Origin of the sequence: Bacteroides sp., assembly GCF_019417265.1 — a bacterium.
Taxonomy (GTDB): Bacteria; Bacteroidota; Bacteroidia; order Bacteroidales; family Bacteroidaceae; genus Phocaeicola.
In genome coordinates this window covers 1-17,377 of sequence record NZ_DXVR01000014.1, presented here as the reverse complement: position 1 = coordinate 17,377, position 17,377 = coordinate 1, and the positions used below count along the sequence as shown (strand labels likewise).

15 protein-coding genes and 1 pseudogene are annotated in these 17,377 nt (G+C 39.4%); 11 read left to right on the top strand and 5 right to left on the bottom strand.

The window, feature by feature from the left end; translation table 11 throughout:
* Positions 1-195: 195 nt before the first annotated feature.
* The 5 genes from ileS to QZ379_RS03295 all read left to right on the top strand — a co-directional run bounded on the left by ileS (position 196) and on the right by QZ379_RS03295 (position 6,198).
* Positions 196-3,681 (top strand): isoleucine--tRNA ligase, encoded by a 3,486-nt coding sequence (ileS, locus tag QZ379_RS03315; RefSeq protein ID WP_291558351.1) that lies wholly within the window; start codon positions 196-198, stop codon positions 3,679-3,681.
* A gap of 70 nt (positions 3,682-3,751) precedes the next feature.
* Positions 3,752-4,132 carry a TraR/DksA C4-type zinc finger protein gene (locus QZ379_RS03310; RefSeq protein ID WP_204508926.1) on the top strand — a complete coding sequence of 127 codons (381 nt, stop codon included), beginning with the start codon at positions 3,752-3,754 and terminating at the stop codon, positions 4,130-4,132.
* Positions 4,133-4,243: 111 nt separating this feature from the next.
* On the top strand, positions 4,244-4,876 hold the full coding sequence (locus QZ379_RS03305) for a lipoprotein signal peptidase (RefSeq protein ID WP_291558348.1): 633 nt from the start codon (positions 4,244-4,246) through the stop codon (positions 4,874-4,876).
* A 16-nt stretch (positions 4,877-4,892) separates the two neighbouring features.
* Positions 4,893-5,816: a DUF4296 domain-containing protein gene (locus QZ379_RS03300; RefSeq protein ID WP_291558346.1), complete on the top strand. Its 924-nt coding sequence runs from the start codon at positions 4,893-4,895 to the stop codon at positions 5,814-5,816.
* A gap of 7 nt (positions 5,817-5,823) precedes the next feature.
* Positions 5,824-6,198, top strand: coding sequence for a hypothetical protein (locus QZ379_RS03295; protein WP_291558344.1), 375 nt, complete (start codon positions 5,824-5,826; stop codon positions 6,196-6,198).
* Here the strand turns inward: QZ379_RS03295 and QZ379_RS03290 are convergent.
* Positions 6,195-6,947 carry an RNA methyltransferase gene (locus QZ379_RS03290; RefSeq protein ID WP_291558342.1) on the bottom strand — a complete coding sequence of 251 codons (753 nt, stop codon included), beginning with the start codon at positions 6,945-6,947 and terminating at the stop codon, positions 6,195-6,197. The two genes, QZ379_RS03295 and QZ379_RS03290, sit on opposite strands and share 4 nt — an antisense overlap.
* 254 nt (positions 6,948-7,201) lie before the next feature.
* Here QZ379_RS03290 and QZ379_RS03285 point away from each other — a divergent pair, with 254 nt between their 5' ends.
* From QZ379_RS03285 to QZ379_RS03270, 4 genes are all read left to right on the top strand, one after another.
* Positions 7,202-9,508 (top strand): BamA/TamA family outer membrane protein, encoded by a 2,307-nt coding sequence (locus tag QZ379_RS03285; protein WP_291558406.1) that lies wholly within the window; start codon positions 7,202-7,204, stop codon positions 9,506-9,508.
* Between the two features lie 31 nt (positions 9,509-9,539).
* Positions 9,540-9,782, top strand: coding sequence for a hypothetical protein (locus QZ379_RS03280; RefSeq protein ID WP_291558340.1), 243 nt, complete (start codon positions 9,540-9,542; stop codon positions 9,780-9,782).
* Between the two features lie 65 nt (positions 9,783-9,847).
* Positions 9,848-11,611 carry an aspartate--tRNA ligase gene (gene aspS, locus QZ379_RS03275; protein WP_291558338.1) on the top strand — a complete coding sequence of 588 codons (1,764 nt, stop codon included), beginning with the start codon at positions 9,848-9,850 and terminating at the stop codon, positions 11,609-11,611.
* Between the two features lie 85 nt (positions 11,612-11,696).
* A complete protein-coding gene (locus QZ379_RS03270) occupies positions 11,697-12,086 on the top strand; it encodes a GtrA family protein (protein ID WP_291558336.1) in 390 nt (129 codons plus the stop codon).
* Between the two features lie 23 nt (positions 12,087-12,109).
* Here the strand turns inward: QZ379_RS03270 and QZ379_RS03265 are convergent, their stop codons facing one another.
* The 3 genes from QZ379_RS03265 to QZ379_RS03255 all read right to left on the bottom strand — a co-directional run bounded on the left by QZ379_RS03265 (position 12,110) and on the right by QZ379_RS03255 (position 14,548).
* On the bottom strand, positions 12,110-12,538 hold the full coding sequence (locus QZ379_RS03265) for an amino acid-binding protein (RefSeq protein ID WP_291558335.1): 429 nt from the start codon (positions 12,536-12,538) through the stop codon (positions 12,110-12,112).
* A gap of 13 nt (positions 12,539-12,551) precedes the next feature.
* Positions 12,552-13,865: a phenylacetate--CoA ligase family protein gene (locus tag QZ379_RS03260; RefSeq protein WP_291558333.1), complete on the bottom strand. Its 1,314-nt coding sequence runs from the start codon at positions 13,863-13,865 to the stop codon at positions 12,552-12,554.
* A gap of 161 nt (positions 13,866-14,026) precedes the next feature.
* Positions 14,027-14,548, bottom strand: coding sequence for a UpxY family transcription antiterminator (locus QZ379_RS03255; protein WP_291558331.1), 522 nt, complete (start codon positions 14,546-14,548; stop codon positions 14,027-14,029).
* Between the two features lie 205 nt (positions 14,549-14,753).
* On the opposite strand from QZ379_RS03255, the gene QZ379_RS03250 reads away from it, so the two are divergent.
* Both QZ379_RS03250 and QZ379_RS03245 read left to right on the top strand, forming a co-directional pair.
* Positions 14,754-15,320: a bifunctional nuclease family protein gene (locus tag QZ379_RS03250; RefSeq protein ID WP_291558329.1), complete on the top strand. Its 567-nt coding sequence runs from the start codon at positions 14,754-14,756 to the stop codon at positions 15,318-15,320.
* Between the two features lie 283 nt (positions 15,321-15,603).
* Positions 15,604-16,039: pseudogene (locus tag QZ379_RS03245) on the top strand (very short patch repair endonuclease).
* Here the strand turns inward: QZ379_RS03245 and QZ379_RS03240 are convergent.
* Positions 16,021-17,127 carry an HAD family hydrolase gene (locus tag QZ379_RS03240; protein ID WP_291558327.1) on the bottom strand — a complete coding sequence of 369 codons (1,107 nt, stop codon included), beginning with the start codon at positions 17,125-17,127 and terminating at the stop codon, positions 16,021-16,023. The pseudogene QZ379_RS03245 and the gene QZ379_RS03240 overlap by 19 nt on opposite strands.
* Positions 17,128-17,377 lie beyond the last annotated feature (250 nt).

Below are 17,377 nucleotides of genomic sequence, written 5' to 3'. Positions count from 1 at the left end.
GTGGCTGTACCTCATTGTTTTCAGGATAATGCAGGTACAGTTTTTTTTATTGTTTCTGCAAAATACAAAACAATGCTTCTGCATAAACTTATATACTTTTCTTTTAATTCTCTATTTTTTCTTTTAAATTTGCAGCCTAATTAATGTAAAGCTATTTCTCAAAATATAAGATAATTAGATAAACAACATAAAACTATGAGTAGCAAATTTACTGAATATTCTCAGCTTAACCTGTCGGAAGTGAATAAAGAGGTGCTGAAGAAATGGGATGAGAATGATGTGTTCTCAAAGAGTATGACAGAACGTGAAGGTTATCCTTCGTATGTGTTCTATGAAGGTCCTCCTTCTGCTAACGGTATGCCAGGTATTCACCACGTTATGGCTCGTACCATTAAGGATACATTCTGCCGCTTCAAAACCATGAAAGGTTTTCAGGTAAAGCGTAAGGCCGGATGGGATACTCACGGACTGCCTGTGGAACTTGGTGTGGAAAAAGCTCTTGGAATCACTAAGGAGGATATCGGTAAAACTATCTCTGTGGCTGAATACAATCATCACTGCCGCACTGATGTCATGAAATTTACTAAGGAATGGACTGACCTGACTCACAAGATGGGTTACTGGGTGGACCTTGAAAATCCTTATATCACATACGATAACCGCTATATTGAAACTTTGTGGTGGCTCTTGAAGCAGCTTTACGGTAAAGGCCTGCTTTATAAGGGTTATACAATACAGCCATATTCTCCTGCTGCCGGTACAGGACTTAGCTCTCACGAGCTTAACCAGCCTGGTTGCTATCGTGACGTTAAGGATACTACTGTAGTAGGACAGTTCAAGATGAAGAACCCGAAACCGGAAATGGCACAGTGGGGTACTCCATACTTCATCGCATGGACTACTACTCCTTGGACATTACCTTCAAATACGGCTCTTTGCGTTGGTCCGAAAATTGACTATGTAGCTGTACAGACATATAATGGTTATACAGGAGAGAAGATGACTGTAGTTCTGGCAAAGGCTCTTCTTTATACTCACTTCAATAAGAAAGCAGAAGATATAGCTCTTGAAGACTATAAACCGGGCGACAAACTTATCCCATTCAAGGTGGTAGGAGAGTACAAGGGTACTGACCTTGTAGGTATGGAATACGAACAGCTTATCCCATGGGTTAAGCCTGTTGAGGCTACTGCTGACGGATGGGTTGAGGCTTCTGCAAAAGCTTTCCGTGTAATTCCAGGTGACTATGTTACTACAGAGGACGGTACAGGTATAGTACATATCGCTCCTACATTCGGTGCTGACGATGCCAATGTGGCTCGTGCTGCAGGAATTCCTTCATTGTTCATGATTAACAAGAAAGGCGAAACTCGTCCTATGGTTGACCTGACAGGTAAGTTCTATCTGTTGGACGAACTTGATGAGACTTTCGTGAAGGAATGTGTAAATGTTGATGCTTATAAAGAATATCAGGGACGTTGGGTTAAGAATGCATACGATCCTCAGTTCACAGTTGACGGCAAGTATGACGAAAAAGCTGCTCAGGCTGCTGAATCGCTTGATATCTATATCTGTATGATGATGAAGCAGAACAATCAGGCATTCAAGATAGAGAAGCATGTACACAACTATCCTCACTGCTGGCGTACAGACAAACCGGTGCTTTACTATCCGCTGGACAGCTGGTTTATCCGTTCTACTGCAGCTAAAGACCGCATGATAGAACTGAACAAGACTATCAACTGGAAACCTGAATCAACTGGTACTGGACGTTTCGGCAAGTGGCTTGAAAATCTGAACGACTGGAACTTGAGCCGTTCCCGTTATTGGGGTACTCCGCTTCCAATCTGGCGTAACGATGAAGGCGAAGAGTTGTGCATCGGTTCTGTAGAAGAACTTTATAATGAAATTGAAAAGTCTGTAGCTGCTGGCTTCATGACAGAAAATCCATATAAGAAGCTTGGTTTCGTTCCAGGACAGTACAGCAAGGAAAACTACGATAAGATAGATTTACACCGTCCTTACGTTGACGATATCATTTTGGTTTCTGAAAGCGGCAAGCCGATGAAACGTGAAACTGACCTTATCGACGTTTGGTTTGATTCAGGTGCTATGCCATATGCACAGCTTCACTATCCGTTCGAAAACAAGGAAATAGTAGACAACCGTTCTTACTATCCTGCCGATTTCATTGCAGAAGGTGTTGACCAGACTCGTGGATGGTTCTTTACACTTCATGCAATCGCTACTATGGTGTTCGACAGTGTGGCTTACAAGAATGTTATCTCTAACGGTCTTGTACTCGACAAGAACGGTAACAAGATGTCTAAGCGTCTTGGTAATGCGGTTGATCCGTTCGCTACAATCGAGAAGTTCGGCTCAGACCCATTGCGCTGGTATATGATTACCAATGCTTCTCCATGGGATAACTTGAAGTTTGATACTGAAGGTGTGGACGAAGTAAGACGTAAATTCTTCGGAACACTTTACAATACATATTCATTCTTTGCACTTTATGCAAATGTAGATGGATTCTGCTATGCAGAGAAAGATGTACCGATGGAAGAACGTCCTGAAATCGACAGATGGATATTGTCATTACTCAACTCATTGATAAAGGATGTTGATGCTTGCTATAATGATTATGAACCAACTAAGGCAAGTCGTCTGATTACAGACTTCGTAAATGACAACTTGAGTAACTGGTACGTGCGTCTGAACCGTAAGCGTTTCTGGGGAAATTCAATGTCAACAGACAAACTTTCTGCTTATCAGACATTGTATGTGTGTCTTGAAACAGTTGCAAAACTGATGGCTCCTATAGCTCCGTTCTATGCAGACCGTCTGTATATGGATCTTGTAAATGTAACAGGACGCGACAATGTAGTATCAGTACACCTTGCTAAATTCCCTGTAGCTGACGAAAGTCTTGTAAATAAGGAGCTTGAAGCACGTATGCAGATGGCACAGGATGTTACATCAATGGTACTTGCACTTCGTCGTAAGGTTAATATCAAGGTACGCCAGCCACTACAGTGTATCATGGTTCCTGTAGTTGATGAAGAACAGAAACGTCACATCGAAGCAGTGAAGGATTTGATTCTTAGCGAAGTCAATGTTAAGGAAATCAAGTTCGTAGAAGGTGCTTCAGGCGTATTGGTTAAGAAAGTTAAGTGTGACTTCAAGAAACTTGGTCCTAAGTTCGGAAAACAGATGAAGGCTGTAGTTGCTGCCGTAGCTGAAATGTCGCAGGAAGCTATTGCTGAACTTGAAAAGAACGGTTCTTACACATTCGCTCTTGACGGAGGTGATGCAGTTATCGAAACTGCAGATGTTGAAATCTTCAGCGAAGATATTCCGGGATGGTTGGTAGCCAATGAAGGACGCTTGACTGTAGCTCTTGAAGTGACAATTACTGAAGAACTCAGACGCGAAGGTATAGCACGTGAACTTGTAAATCGTATTCAGAACATCAGAAAGAGTAGCGGATTTGAAATAACTGATAAAATAAATATCACTTTATCAAGAAATTCCAATACAGATGATGCTGTAAATGAATATAATAATTATATTTGCAACCAAGTTTTGGCTAAATCACTTGAACAGGTAGACGAAGTTGCTGAAGGTACAGAACTCAACTTTGATGACTTCTCTCTGTTTGTGAAGGTTACCAAACAGTGATAAATGTTCCCATCTGCCGGATGTTGTAACACTTGGCAGATACTATTATTAATTTTAAAACTTAAACACTATGGCTGAGAAAACAAGGTATTCTGACGCTGAACTCGAGGAGTTCCGTGCCATTATCATGGAAAAACTTCAGCTCGCAGAACGCGACTATGAGAAACTTAAAAGCAGTATTATGAATGCTGACGGAAATGATACAGACGATACATCGCCTACATACAAAGTGCTGGAAGAAGGTGCCAGTACATTGTCGAAGGAAGAAACAACTCGTCTGGCATCAAGACAGCTTAAGTTTATTCAGAATCTGCAGGCAGCTTTGGTACGAATTGAAAACAAAACATATGGTGTTTGTCGCGAAACAGGCAAACTTATACCAAAAGAACGTCTTCGTGCAGTACCTCATGCTACATTAAGCATCGAAGCTAAACAACAAGGAAAGAAGTAATTTTTATTATTTTACGGAATTGAGAATCGAAGTTTTTTCGGTTCTCAATTTTTTAGATTAAATTTCAGTTTCATTGTGTTTTAAGTTTAACTTACTACATAGGTATTTAGTATGAATAAGATATTTTCTCAAGGCAGGATGGCCGCTATTATAGTGGCTGTGGTATTGATTATAGACCAGATTATAAAAATCTGGGTGAAAACAACCATGTTCCTGCATCAGAATTATAAGATAACAGACTGGTTTTACATTTATTTCACAGAGAATAACGGTATGGCTTTCGGTTTGGAAATATTTGCCAAGCTTTTCCTAACCATCTTCCGCATAGTAGCTGTCATATTGATTACATGGTATATAGCCAAGCTTGTCCGTCAGCCCAAAAAGGTCAAGACCGGTTATATAGTATGTCTGTCGTTAATTTTGGCAGGAGCCATAGGCAATATAATAGACTGTGTGTTCTATGGTGAAATATTCAGCGAAAGTACAAGAACTCAGATTGCAAGTTTCGTACCTATTGGAGATGGGTATTCCGACTGGCTGCATGGAAAAGTAGTCGACATGTTCTATTTCCCGATTATCGATACTTACTGGCCTGACTGGATGCCATTGGTTGGTGGAGAGCATTTCATATTTTTCAGCCCTATCTTCAACTTTGCCGATGCTGCTATCAGTTGTGGAATAATAGCGTTGCTTATATTCTACAGTGGTTATCTGAATTCATTATCACATACAGAAAAGAAATAATCAATACACTATTTTTATGAATAAATATTTACGCTTATTGCTTTGTGGAACAGTTTTTACCGTAGTGTCTTGTGGTAAACAAATTCCTGATGATATCATACAGCCGTCTGCTATGGAAGAGTTGTTGTATGATTATCATTTGGCTCTCACCATGGGTAATGATTTGAGTTATTCTGAAAGATATAAGCGTGAATCTTATAAAAATTATGTATTCAAGAAACATGGTGTGACTGAAGCTGAGTTTGACTCTTCAATGGTCTGGTACACAAGAAATACTAAGGAACTTACAGACATTTACAAGAATCTTCAGAAGCGGTATGAAATGGCCGAAGAGCAGATGAAGTCGGAAATAAACAAACGAAGCGGTCAGATTTCTGTGTCGTTTTCCGGTGACTCTGTTGATGTGTGGTCCGACAGAAATCTGTATTGGCTTACTACTTCTCCGCTTACAAACAGACTTATGTTTGACCTCAAGGCTGATACTACTTTCCACAATAAGGATATCCTTGTGCTTGAGGCTGATTATAGCTTCTTAGCGTATGAAAAGAACACTGCCAAGGCTGTTGTTTCTATGAAAATAACATTTGATAATGACAGTACTCTGGCAATGTCGAAGGTTATAGAAAAGTCCGGAAAAGAACAGTTGGTTCTGCAACCTGATTCAGCATATAAATATAAGAGTGTCAGTGGCTTTGTATATTACAGTAATCCTGATTCAGCTGATGCTACAGTACTTATCAATAACATTAAGCTGTTACGTTACAGAGAAGGAAACTTTAGGTCCAATGCGGTCGGTAAGCCCGTAGAAGTTTCAGATAAAGTTTCTCAAAAGCAGGAAAACGATAGGCCGGAATCAAAGGAACAGGAAGTACGTGTTTCTGACAGAAAGGTGAGAAAAGGAAATGGGGTAAACAAAATCAAACGTGTTTCCGAGGGATAGATTTCTGATGAAAAGATTTGCTTCACACAGATTATATATCCCGCATTTGGGGGTGTTTCTGAAAAATCATGTTGTTCAATTAGACGAACAGACGGGTGCCGTAACAGATTATTATCCTTTTACAGAGGAAATAAGTTTTACGGAGTGGCTGAACGGTCTGATTGTACTGTCGTACGATTCCCCAAAGATATTATTATGTGGAACGCCGGAGCAGATGTCGGATTCAACAGTACTATTCGTAGACAGCGATAAAAAGTTAAGGAGCCTATTACCATCAGAGGATGATAATAAACTCCTTATTCTTAATGCGTATTATATAACTTCGTTCAATGTTTCCGATATGTGCTTTTCGGACAACAGTATAGTTCTGCGATTGTCTTAAATCTGCCGTCTTCTAAATTCAGAACATACAATGGCTGTTGCTATAGCCACATTCAATGATTCTGAAGTTTCGTGACCTTGAGGATAGTTAGGTATAAGTATTCTTCTATTGATAAGTTCCGAAACCTCTTTACTGATACCATTTCCTTCATTTCCCATCACGATAAGTCCGTTTGCAGATAATTCATTTTCGTAGATATTTTTGCCATCGAGGAAAGTTCCGAAAACCGGAACATCATTAAGTCTTGAAATCAGTTCCTTCAAATCGCAATAGTGTAGTTTTACTCTCGCGAGTGCGCCCATAGTGGCCTGTACGGTTTTCGGACTGAACGCATCGGCAGTTCCGTTTGAGCAATATATGTTTTTTATTCCGAACCAGTCGGCCACTCTTATGATGGTACCGAGATTTCCAGGGTCCTGCACATCATCGAGAGCCAGGCATAGTTCCTTCCGTGGATTATTTTCTGATAATTTATAGACAGGTGTCTCGAAAACGGCCAAAACATCTTGTGGAGTTTTGAGCAGACTGGCACGTGACAGCTCGTCCTTTTCTACAGTTATTATTTCGTCAGCCGATATCTGTGTGTTGGAGTTAAGCCATTCCCGAGTTGACACCAATAACTTGCATCTGAAATGTCCGGCAAGGTCGGATACCAACTTGTTTCCTTCCGCTAAAAATGCTTTGTTCTCTTTTCTGAATTTCTTCAATTCCAAAGAACGGATAAACTTTATTTTATTTTTACTGAGCATGATTTAAATAGTCTGAAGTTATTTCCGACAAAGCTAAGAAGATCTTTTCAATTTACAGATATATTATTAAAAGTTTAACTTCGTAAACTTCGAGTTCGTAAGTACATTATTTTCATTTTATCTATGAGAACTCGGAGATTATAGAATGGCATGAATAATCTTATTGCCGATAAGAGGATAATTTTCATCAGTATATATTCTGTTAGTGGAATTTTGTGTACATTTGCAAATAAATAAGTTTGATTTTCCGAATGATGAATCAGTTTCGTACATATATATTCACCATAATTATCTCACTGCTGCTCGGTGGGTGTTCTGTGGGTAAATTCATACCTGAAGGACAATATTTGCTCGACGAAGTACATATCAGCAGCGACAACAGCGAGATAAAGTCTTCGGAAATGTATTCATACGTCCGCCAAAAGCCAAATTCCAAATGGTTCAGCCTTGTAAAGCTTCCTATGTACATCTATTGCGCTTCTGGCAAGGATTCTACAAAATGGATAAACAGGTTCCTGCGTAGAATAGGGGATGCACCGAGAATATACGACCCGTCTGTTGCCGAAGAAACACGATTGCAGATTCTTGGAGCAGTACAGAACAAAGGGTATCTCAGTGCACAGGTGTCATTAGAAGAGAGAAAGAAAAAGAACAAGCTCGATGCATATTACAAGGTATCTTCAGGCAAGCCATATATGATTTCCAGTGTCAATTATAATGTTGAGGATTATGTGATAAGAGGATTGTTGATGAATGATTCTGTAAAAAGCGGATTGAAAGAAGGTATGCGTTTTAATGTCAATATGCTTGAGGAGGAAAGAAACAAGATTGCGCAATATCTTCTGAACAGGGGATACTACAGATTCAACAAAGATTATATTACATTTCAGGCAGATACAGTCAGGGGCACGTATAAGATTGACCTTACAATGAATATATCATTGAGCAGCAACAGGGGAGAAAGTACGGGCTCTTTACACCGCCAGTATGAAATAAGAAGCGTAAATTACATTCTGGACAGCGACAATGCTTATGCAGCAAACGAGTCTTCTACAGTCGATACAATACAGTATGATGGTATAAACATCCTGTACGATGATAAGTTGTTCTTGCGTCCGGGAGTGATTGCTTCACATAATAGGATAGTGCCGGGAAAACTGTATTCCAACCGTGATGTGATGTCCACATATTCATCTTTGTCACGCTTGGGAATACTGAAATATTCTAACATAAGATTTGTGGAACATCTTGATAATGACTCTGCCTATCTTGATGCATATGTATCATTATCGAAGAATAAGAACAAGACTCTTTCTTTTCAGGTAGAAGGTACGAACTCGGCTGGCGATTTGGGAGCGGCTGCTTCTGTAACATACACTCACAGAAATCTTTTTAAGGGTTCCGAAACGTTTAATATCAAGGTCAGAGGTGCATACGAGGCTGTAACAGGGCTTGAGGGATATTCAAACAATAACTATACGGAATACGGTGTTGAAACAAGTCTTGAGTTTCCGGAATTCATGTTTCCCTTTCTGAAATCTGACTTCAAGAAGAGTGTGAATGCCAAGTCGCAGGTCAGTGCGAAGTACAACTGGCAAATCAGACCTGAATTTGAGCGAACATTGGCTTCGGCAGCATGGAGCTACAGATGGAACAGCAGAAGAAGAGCGAGTCACAGGCTTGATGTACTCGATATAAATTATATCTATATGCCATACAGGTCTAAGACATTTATCGAGTATCTTAATTATATGGATGAGATAAATCCACTGTTAAGATACAGTTATGAGGATTTGTTCATTGTTAGGTTAGGCTACACTTATACTTATAACAGTGCCGGAGTATCTACTCAGCAGACAGCCAAAAAAAGTTCATACTCCATCCGTTTCAATATAGAAGAGTCTGGTAACCTTATTTACGGTTTTTCTAAGTTGATACACGGAAAACCGTCTGATGGAGAATCTTTCAGAATGGGAAATATCAGTTTTGCCCAATATGTAAAGACAGACTTTGATTATGCAAAGAATATTATGATTGACGATAGAAATGCTGTGGTCTTTCATATAGGTACGGGTATTGCAATTCCTTATGGTAATTCAAAAAGTTTGCCTTTCGAAAAACTTTATTTCTCAGGAGGTGCAAACAGTGTGAGAGGGTGGAGCGTACGTTCTTTGGGACCGGGAGGATATCGTGGAGCTTCAGGCTCACTTGATTATGTCAATCATACCGGTGATATAAAATTGGATATGAATGTGGAATACAGAACACACCTGTTCTGGAAATTAAATGCTGCAGCATTCATTGATGCCGGAAACGTGTGGACATTGAAGAACAGATATTCAGATTCTACTGGGCAGTTTGCTTTCAACCGTTTCTATAAGGAGATAGCGGTTTCATATGGTTTGGGAATACGTTTCGATCTTGATTTCCTGATTCTCCGATTCGATGGAGGTATGAAAGCTGTAAATCCTATGGGAAGCGGAATTGAGAGGTTTCCTCTTATTGTACCGGATTTCTCGCGCGATTTTGCTTTCCATTTTGCGGTGGGCTATCCTTTTTAACTTATATGATACAGATTTATACAAAATATTTATGGCAAAAATAGAATCTAAACTTTACACTCGTGATGAACTTCGCGAACTGGAGGAATGGTTTAAGAGTGTGGAATTGCCTGAGTCAATACAGTTGGACAAGGCGACATATATTCCTAATCTGAAGGACACTCTTGCAAAGCTTGTGACACAGGCTGAGATAAATTGTGATAATCCCAAAATGCAGGGGCCTATATATATTCTTGAGCGTCTTAAGACCAAGCTTGAAGAAACTCAAAAGTGAATATAATTGCATAAATCAAAAACATGTACTAACTTTGTCGTTCAAAAGATTAAAATACTCATAATATGTTTAGAAGTCATACTTGTGGCGAGTTGAGACTTGCCGATGCAGGCAAAAATGTGACACTTGCCGGATGGGTACAGCGTACACGTAAAATGGGAGGAATGACATTCGTTGACCTCCGCGACCGTTATGGTATCACACAGTTGGTTTTCAATACCGATGTGAATGCCGACCTTTGTGAAAAAGCTAATCATCTGGGACGTGAGTTCGTTATTCAGGTAAAAGGCATCGTGAACGAACGTTCAAGCAAAAACAATAATATTCCTACAGGTGATATCGAAATCATCGTTTCTGAGCTTAACATCCTGAACTCGGCTCAGACTCCTCCTTTCACTATTGAAGACAATACCGACGGTGGTGACGACCTTCGTATGAAGTACCGTTACCTCGACCTTCGTCGTACTGCTGTGCGCAAGAACTTGGAATTGCGTCACCGCATGACTATGGAAGTACGCCGCTATCTTGACAGCAAGGGATTCCTTGAAGTGGAAACTCCTATGCTTATCGGTTCTACTCCTGAAGGTGCACGCGACTTTGTCGTTCCGTCACGTATGAATCCGGGACAGTTCTATGCACTTCCACAGTCACCACAGACATTGAAGCAGCTGTTGATGGTTTCAGGTTTCGACCGTTACTTCCAGATTGTGAAATGTTTCCGCGACGAAGACCTTCGTGCCGACCGTCAACCTGAGTTTACTCAGATAGACTGTGAAATGAGTTTCGTTGAACAGGAAGACATCATCAACACATTCGAAGGCATGGCTAAACACCTGTTCAAGGAATTGCGCGGTGTAGAGCTTACTGAACCGTTCATCCGTATGCCATGGGCAGATGCAATGAAATATTACGGTAGCGACAAACCTGATTTGCGCTTCGGAATGAAATTCGTAGAACTGATGGATATCCTAAAAGGCCACGGTTTCTCTGTATTCGACAATGCTGCATACATTGGCGGTATCTGTGCCGAAGGTGCTGCTACATATACACGCAAGCAGCTTGACCAGTTGACAGACTTCGTTAAGCGTCCTCAGATAGGTGCCAAGGGATTGGTTTACGCACGTGTTGAGGCTGACGGTAACGTGAAGTCAAGCGTTGACAAGTTCTATTCACAGGAAGTTCTGCAGAAGATGAAAGAAGCATTTGGTGCTAAACCTGGTGACTTGATTCTTATCCTCAGTGGTGACGATGTGATGAAGACACGTAAGCAGCTTTGTGAACTTCGTCTTGAAATGGGTAATCAGTTGGGATTGCGCGACAAGAACAAGTTTGCTTGTCTGTGGGTTGTTGACTTCCCAATGTTCGAATGGAGCGAAGAAGAAGGTCGCTTAATGGCTATGCACCACCCATTCACTCATCCTAAGGATGAAGATATCGCACTTCTTGACACTGACCCTGCTGCAGTTCGTGCAGATGCATACGATATGGTTATCAATGGTGTTGAAGTAGGAGGTGGTTCAATCCGTATCCACGACTCTCAGCTTCAGGCCAAGATGTTCGAAATTCTTGGATTTACTCCAGAAAAGGCACAGGAACAGTTCGGCTTCCTGATGAACGCATTCAAGTTTGGTGCACCTCCTCACGGTGGTCTTGCTTACGGTCTTGACCGTTGGGTATCACTCTTTGCAGGTTTGGATTCAATCCGTGACTGTATAGCATTCCCTAAGAACAACTCTGGTAGAGATGTTATGCTTGATGCTCCTGGTTATCTTGACCAGAAACAGCTTGACGAACTTAACTTGGTAGTTGATATCAAAGAAAAGAACTGATAAAAATTTAGTATATATAATAAGGCACGGATACAGGAGTGTTTCGGCTATCCCTGTTTCCGTGCCATATTTTTGATTTTAGTTAATGAAAGAAACAGTACGCATCATACGATTTGTAATAGTAGGGACACTTAATGCCATTATTGCTGCATTGGTGGTCTGGCTGCTTATGGATATATGCAATCTTGACTATATGATAGCCAATATATCAGCATATACGGCAGCTCAGATAAATAATTTCCTATGGTGCAAGTACTGGATTTTCCCTCTTTACAAAGAAACAAAAAAGAACAGCATCCAGCGTCAGATACTGTTCTTCCTTATAGCTTTTGTCATGGCCTATAGTGCCCAATTCGTGTTTCTTCTTATATTGGTGGAACTTCTTCACCTCAATGAATATCTGGCCCAATTCTTCGGACTCTTTGTTTATGGTGCTGTAAACTTTATTAGCAACAAGATGATAACTTTCAAATAAGTTAATTATCCGTATTCTTTTCTTTATGCCATTGAATTCAAGTCTTTGTCCTCCAGATAGCTCATTTTATTTTCTGTTATCACTTGTCTTGTCTTTTCTGCATCGTCTGTTCTGAATACGAGGATTCCTTTTCCTCCAAGCAGGAAAGAATATAAGTATGAGATTCCTATTCCGGCATCAGTAAAGCTTTTTATGGCATCTGCAGCTCTTCCCGGATAGTTGTCAAGCGTTATGGCGAATACTTCCGAAACATTGGCAGATATACCTGCATTGTTCAATGTCTGAAAAGCCCTTTCAGGGTCGGAACATATAATCCTGTATATACCGTATTCCACAGTGTCGGAGATAGTAGAAGCAATAAGTTGTATTTCTGCTTCTTTAAGCAGTTCAAGAACCTTTAGCAGAGTTCCCGATTTATTTTCTACAAATACTGATAGTTGATGTACAGTCATGATGAATATATCTTTAAATTAATGTTTTACGCAAATCTTTCACTCTCACAGCTTTTCCTTCCTGTTTTGGCAGACTGCCTTTAGGAACAAGTTTTACGATTGGTGTTATCAGAATCTCGTCTTTCAGCTGTCTTGTAATTTCTTTTGTAAGCTTTTGCAGTGAGCCGAAATCGTCTGTAAATTCGTTCAGTTCCACTTCCACCGTCATTTCATCGTTTGCATCGAGGTTGGTAAGTGTAATCAAATAGTCAGAGCCGAGTTCCTTGAACTGCATAAGTATGGTCTCTATCTGGATAGGGAAGATGTTTACACCCTTCAGTATAATCATGTCGTCACTTCTGCCTTTCATGCGGTCCAAGCGTCTGTGATAGCGTCCACATTTACATTCTCCTGGCAGGAATCTTGTCAGATCTCTTGTCCTGTATCTAAGTAACGGCATTGCCTCGCGGTTTATGGTAGTAAGTACCAGTTCGCCCACCTCACCTTCGGGAACAGGCTCAAGTGTTTCAGGGTCTACTATTTCCACAATATAGTAGTCCTCCCATATATGAAGACCGTTCTGTTCTGTACATTCGAAAGCCACTCCCGGACCGCACATTTCCGACATACCGAACGAATTGTATGCCTTCACTCCAAGCATCTTTTCGATTCTCTTTCTTTGCTCCTCTGAGTGTGGCTCTGCACCGATAATCAGTGTTTTCAGTTTGGTGTCTTTGGCCGGATTTATTCCCATCTCCTCCATTACTTCATACAATCGTCCCGCGTAGCTTGGTATGGCATGCAGGGCTGTTGTACCGAAATCGGTTATGAACTTGATTTGTCTTTTAGTGTTTCCGGCAGCAGCGGGAACGGTAAGCATTCCGAGTCGCTCAGCTCCATATTGGAATCCTAATCCTCCTGTAAACATACCGTAACCGGATGAGTTCTGGAATATATCACCTGCTCTCAGTCCCACCATATGAAGGCATCTTGCCACGGCGTTAGCCCATTCGTCAAGGTCTTTCTGAGTGTGAAGTATCACTGTTGGAGTACCTGTGGTTCCGCTTGACGAATGTAGTCTGACTACATCTTTAAGAGGTACGGCCGAAAGTCCGTAGGGGTAATTGTCACGCAAATCCTGCTTCGTAGTGAATGGTATCTTTCTGATATCATCGAGCGTTTTTATATCTTCAGGTTTAAGGTTGTATTCTTCAAATCTTTTTTTGTAGAAAGGAGAATTCATACAATGTCTTACTGTTTTTTGCAGTCTTTCCAGTTGCAGTTTCTCTATTTCTTCTCTCGTCATAGTTTCCATCTCGGGATGGAGATATTTGCAGTCGTTTTCCATTATAACAATTATTTGTAAGGTTTTATTATTCTCGTTCGGTATATAACATCAGACAGACCGATGTTAATATTGACTGACTGCAAAATTAGAAAAAAACATCAAAACAACAAGTAAAAACTTCATTTTTACTGTTTATGTGATTTTTATATATCAAATTGATGTTATAATTGTTCGTCTTCTATCTTTTTTAAGAATCCTACAGGCATTTCCACCATAGCACATCCTAACATTTCTAACCGGACAGAGACCTGACTTTTGCCGTCTATATCTATAAGTTCTCCTTTAAGTCCTTTGAGAGGACCTTTTATCACCTCCGCTTTTTCTCCTGGTTTCAGTGGTTCGCAACAGAATCTCACGGTATTTTCCGAATAGTCAAGCATAAACATGAAGCGTTCCATTTCTTCATTCCTTATGATTGCCGGTTTGTGAGTAGCTTTGTCTATCATTGTACCGTTTACAGATGGAATGGATTTTAAGACCTCTATTCTGGTTTTATCATCAGATTTTATAAAGATAATCATCGGGATGACTATTTCCTTTACCTTTTTCTTTCTGTCGCTCCATTGTTTAACGGTTTCCTGTAATGGTAAGTAATGTTTAACCCCCATTTTATATAGTTTCTCTGCAGTTTTCTTTTCATGATGCATTTTTACATACATCGCATACCAGTGTTCATTCTCCATCTATATAATAGTTTAGCTTAATAGGATTCTGTAAGTAAAAAATAATACAAATGTATAAATAAAAATCAATACAACATTTGCAATAGCGTGTTTATTATTAAAAAGTTTATTCATAGTGTAATCATTAATATTTCCCGTATTATGCTGTAAGGTATATTTTTTTGCTTATATTTGTTGAAAGTATGGTAACTAATATATTTTTAGTATGGATGAAATAGAAGTTATAATAAGCGGTATATCAGATTTGCTGAGGCCTTCCACATCGCATGCCCTCATATTGGAGGAAGTCTGTGGCAATGAATCGAAAAGACGGCTTGCGATGATTATAGGTGGCCGTGAAGCTACTGATTTAAGAACGTGCATGTCAGGATATAAGACACCGCGCCCGTTGACATTCGATTTAGTAGCATTTTTGCTTCTTGAGGCAGATGTGACGGTTAATAAAGTTGTAATCTATGATGTCAATGATGGTGTTTTCAATTCATATATCTATTGCACACGTCCTGACGGAAGTACTTTCAAGGTTGATTCGCGTCCTACAGATGCTTTTTCTTTATCTCTGAAAATGGGCTTTCCGATTTTTGTTACTGATGAAATATTAGAGAAAGAAAAGATACGAATTGTTACATCCGATGGTTCCGGATTCAGTATGCCGCTTAATTCAGTCGGTACAGATATGCTCCAGATGGATTTGGAGGCCGCAGTTAATAACGAGGATTATGAGAGGGCAGCAATGCTTAGAGATGAAATTTCAAGGAGAAAAGGTGAATAAAATGTTATGAAATGTTTATGACGGCGCTTTGAGTTAAAATATAGTTAAATATATGTACTTTTACTATAGTTTTATATGTTACATAACATAAAACCCGTATATTTGCACTGTGTTTTTCATGGTATTAGATTTAAGGTTAATGAAGATTGGGAGTCTGGGAAGATTCCCTTTTTTTATGTATATAATTTTATTATCTGTTTTCACATTTTCTACCGGATAGAGAATACGGTACAGATTGGTACCATTATGCTATGAAAAGCTAGGTAAGAACACAAAGCCTGAAATGGTGGTTCGAAAGTTCTTGTTTAGCCGAGGCTTCCGCTATCGGCTAAATTATCCACGCCTTCCAGGCCATCCTAAACTTCGTAAATATCGAACAGTCATTTTTTGTGAATGGCTGCTTTTGGCATGGTCATGAAAACTGTAAATATTTCCGTTTACCTAAAACTAATATTGATTTTTGGCAAAAGAAAATCGAACGGAATAGAGAACGTGATAAGGAAGAACAATGCCAGCTTGCTGCTATGGGCTGGCATTGTATTACAGTCTGGGAGTGCCAACTAAAAAATAAAGTTCGCGAACAAACGCTTGAGTCCTTAGCTTATACATTGAATCATATTTTTCTTGAAGATAGAAAAGTCAAAACATATAAAGTCCTTGAAGAAGACGATTGTTTATTGGCTGCAGAAGATTCTGAGTACTATTCAAGAGATGAATAGAAAGAAGCGACATCTTCGTCCTTTTTTATAGATGAGACCTGTTTGTTCTTTTCTGCAATCAGCTTTAATTGCTTCTTCTCTTCTGAAGTCCAGCTCTTGATTTTCTTAAGTTCTGAAATTATGGAATGAGTTTGTTTAAAGCTGCTGCTATTCTCCAAATCCATGATAAGTTTTTCTTTTTCTTTATTTTCCTTATAGTCTGCTTTTCCGTTATGACTAACCTGTTCTTGTTTATTTCTGTAATGAATAGACATCAGTTTTTCATTCGAAGCAGTTGCGTCAATGATGTTTTTTACCAACATATCCAAGTCTGAACCTTCTGTATAGTCGGCAGGGGTATAATATTTTATTCGTTTATCCTCCATCATCCTATAGACTTTTCTCTTATCCTGAGTTTCAGGATTAAAAACTCCTATAGAATGACCTGAATTGGCATTGATAAGTTTCATACATGGTATATCGGTGTCGCTGTCACCTATATAAATCATGTTTCTAAAAGGAATACGAATATTTTCGGGTTCAAAGTAATCGTTGACGGCGGAATCGTTTACATCCAATGTCCCTTTTTCTATTCTAAAAAGAAATTGTGTCTTGCTTGTATAATTTATAACTTGTGCGGGCCACTGAGCTACCCCATCTTTATCATAATAAAATGAGCTGGCATAAATTTTCTCAAATTCATGTGCAACCTTTGTTCCTTCAATCATTTCTTTTAATCCCGAAGATATGATATAGTGTTCAACAATTACCCCCTTACTTTCTCCATATTCTCTGATTCTTTTAAACCATGTATCTACACCGGGGAATAACTTTACTTTCGCTCCATAATCTATTAAAGCTTGCCTGTTGAAAACAAACTTTCCATGAGCTTTCTGAATCATTGTGAACATGTATGCCAAATTCTGATCCATGTCGTTCTCTTCAGCTAATCCGTTAGATTCTTTCCAAAAAGACTCTACTTCGTAACCTACTGATTGTATATACCCTTGAGCCTGCATATCGTCTGGAGATAAAGTTTTATCGAAGTCATAACAGATTGCTATGACTGGTTTGCTCTCTTTTGATTTCCTTTGAAACTCTTTACCCATAACTATAAATAAAAAAATGAGGCACAATCATTGCAATTATGCCTCATTTTAATTAAACTACTTTATTTGATTTTTACTTAACTTCCTCAAAATCAACGTGATATATCTATCAGCGACTTGCGTACATGTGTTGCAAATATAACGCAAATCCGAAAATAAGCATCCATAAGCAACCACAGCTCTTGCTTGCAAAATTACGATTTTTATTCATAAATAAAGAGATGTAAACGCATAAAAATCAAAAGAAAGC

Coding starts and splice junctions, on each gene's coding strand:
- QZ379_RS03285 (WP_291558406.1), top strand. CDS start 7,202: ATGAATCAGTTTCGTACATATATATTCACCATAATTATCTCACTGCTG.
- QZ379_RS03300 (WP_291558346.1), top strand. CDS start 4,893: ATGAATAAATATTTACGCTTATTGCTTTGTGGAACAGTTTTTACCGTA.
- QZ379_RS03255 (WP_291558331.1), bottom strand. CDS start 14,548: ATGGAGAATGAACACTGGTATGCGATGTATGTAAAAATGCATCATGAA.
- QZ379_RS03295 (WP_291558344.1), top strand. CDS start 5,824: ATGAAAAGATTTGCTTCACACAGATTATATATCCCGCATTTGGGGGTG.
- QZ379_RS03265 (WP_291558335.1), bottom strand. CDS start 12,538: ATGACTGTACATCAACTATCAGTATTTGTAGAAAATAAATCGGGAACT.
- QZ379_RS03260 (WP_291558333.1), bottom strand. CDS start 13,865: ATGGAAAACGACTGCAAATATCTCCATCCCGAGATGGAAACTATGACG.
- QZ379_RS03240 (WP_291558327.1), bottom strand. CDS start 17,127: ATGGGTAAAGAGTTTCAAAGGAAATCAAAAGAGAGCAAACCAGTCATA.
- ileS (WP_291558351.1), top strand. CDS start 196: ATGAGTAGCAAATTTACTGAATATTCTCAGCTTAACCTGTCGGAAGTG.
- QZ379_RS03290 (WP_291558342.1), bottom strand. CDS start 6,947: ATGCTCAGTAAAAATAAAATAAAGTTTATCCGTTCTTTGGAATTGAAG.
- QZ379_RS03280 (WP_291558340.1), top strand. CDS start 9,540: ATGGCAAAAATAGAATCTAAACTTTACACTCGTGATGAACTTCGCGAA.
- aspS (WP_291558338.1), top strand. CDS start 9,848: ATGTTTAGAAGTCATACTTGTGGCGAGTTGAGACTTGCCGATGCAGGC.
- QZ379_RS03250 (WP_291558329.1), top strand. CDS start 14,754: ATGGATGAAATAGAAGTTATAATAAGCGGTATATCAGATTTGCTGAGG.
- QZ379_RS03310 (WP_204508926.1), top strand. CDS start 3,752: ATGGCTGAGAAAACAAGGTATTCTGACGCTGAACTCGAGGAGTTCCGT.
- QZ379_RS03270 (WP_291558336.1), top strand. CDS start 11,697: ATGAAAGAAACAGTACGCATCATACGATTTGTAATAGTAGGGACACTT.
- QZ379_RS03305 (WP_291558348.1), top strand. CDS start 4,244: ATGAATAAGATATTTTCTCAAGGCAGGATGGCCGCTATTATAGTGGCT.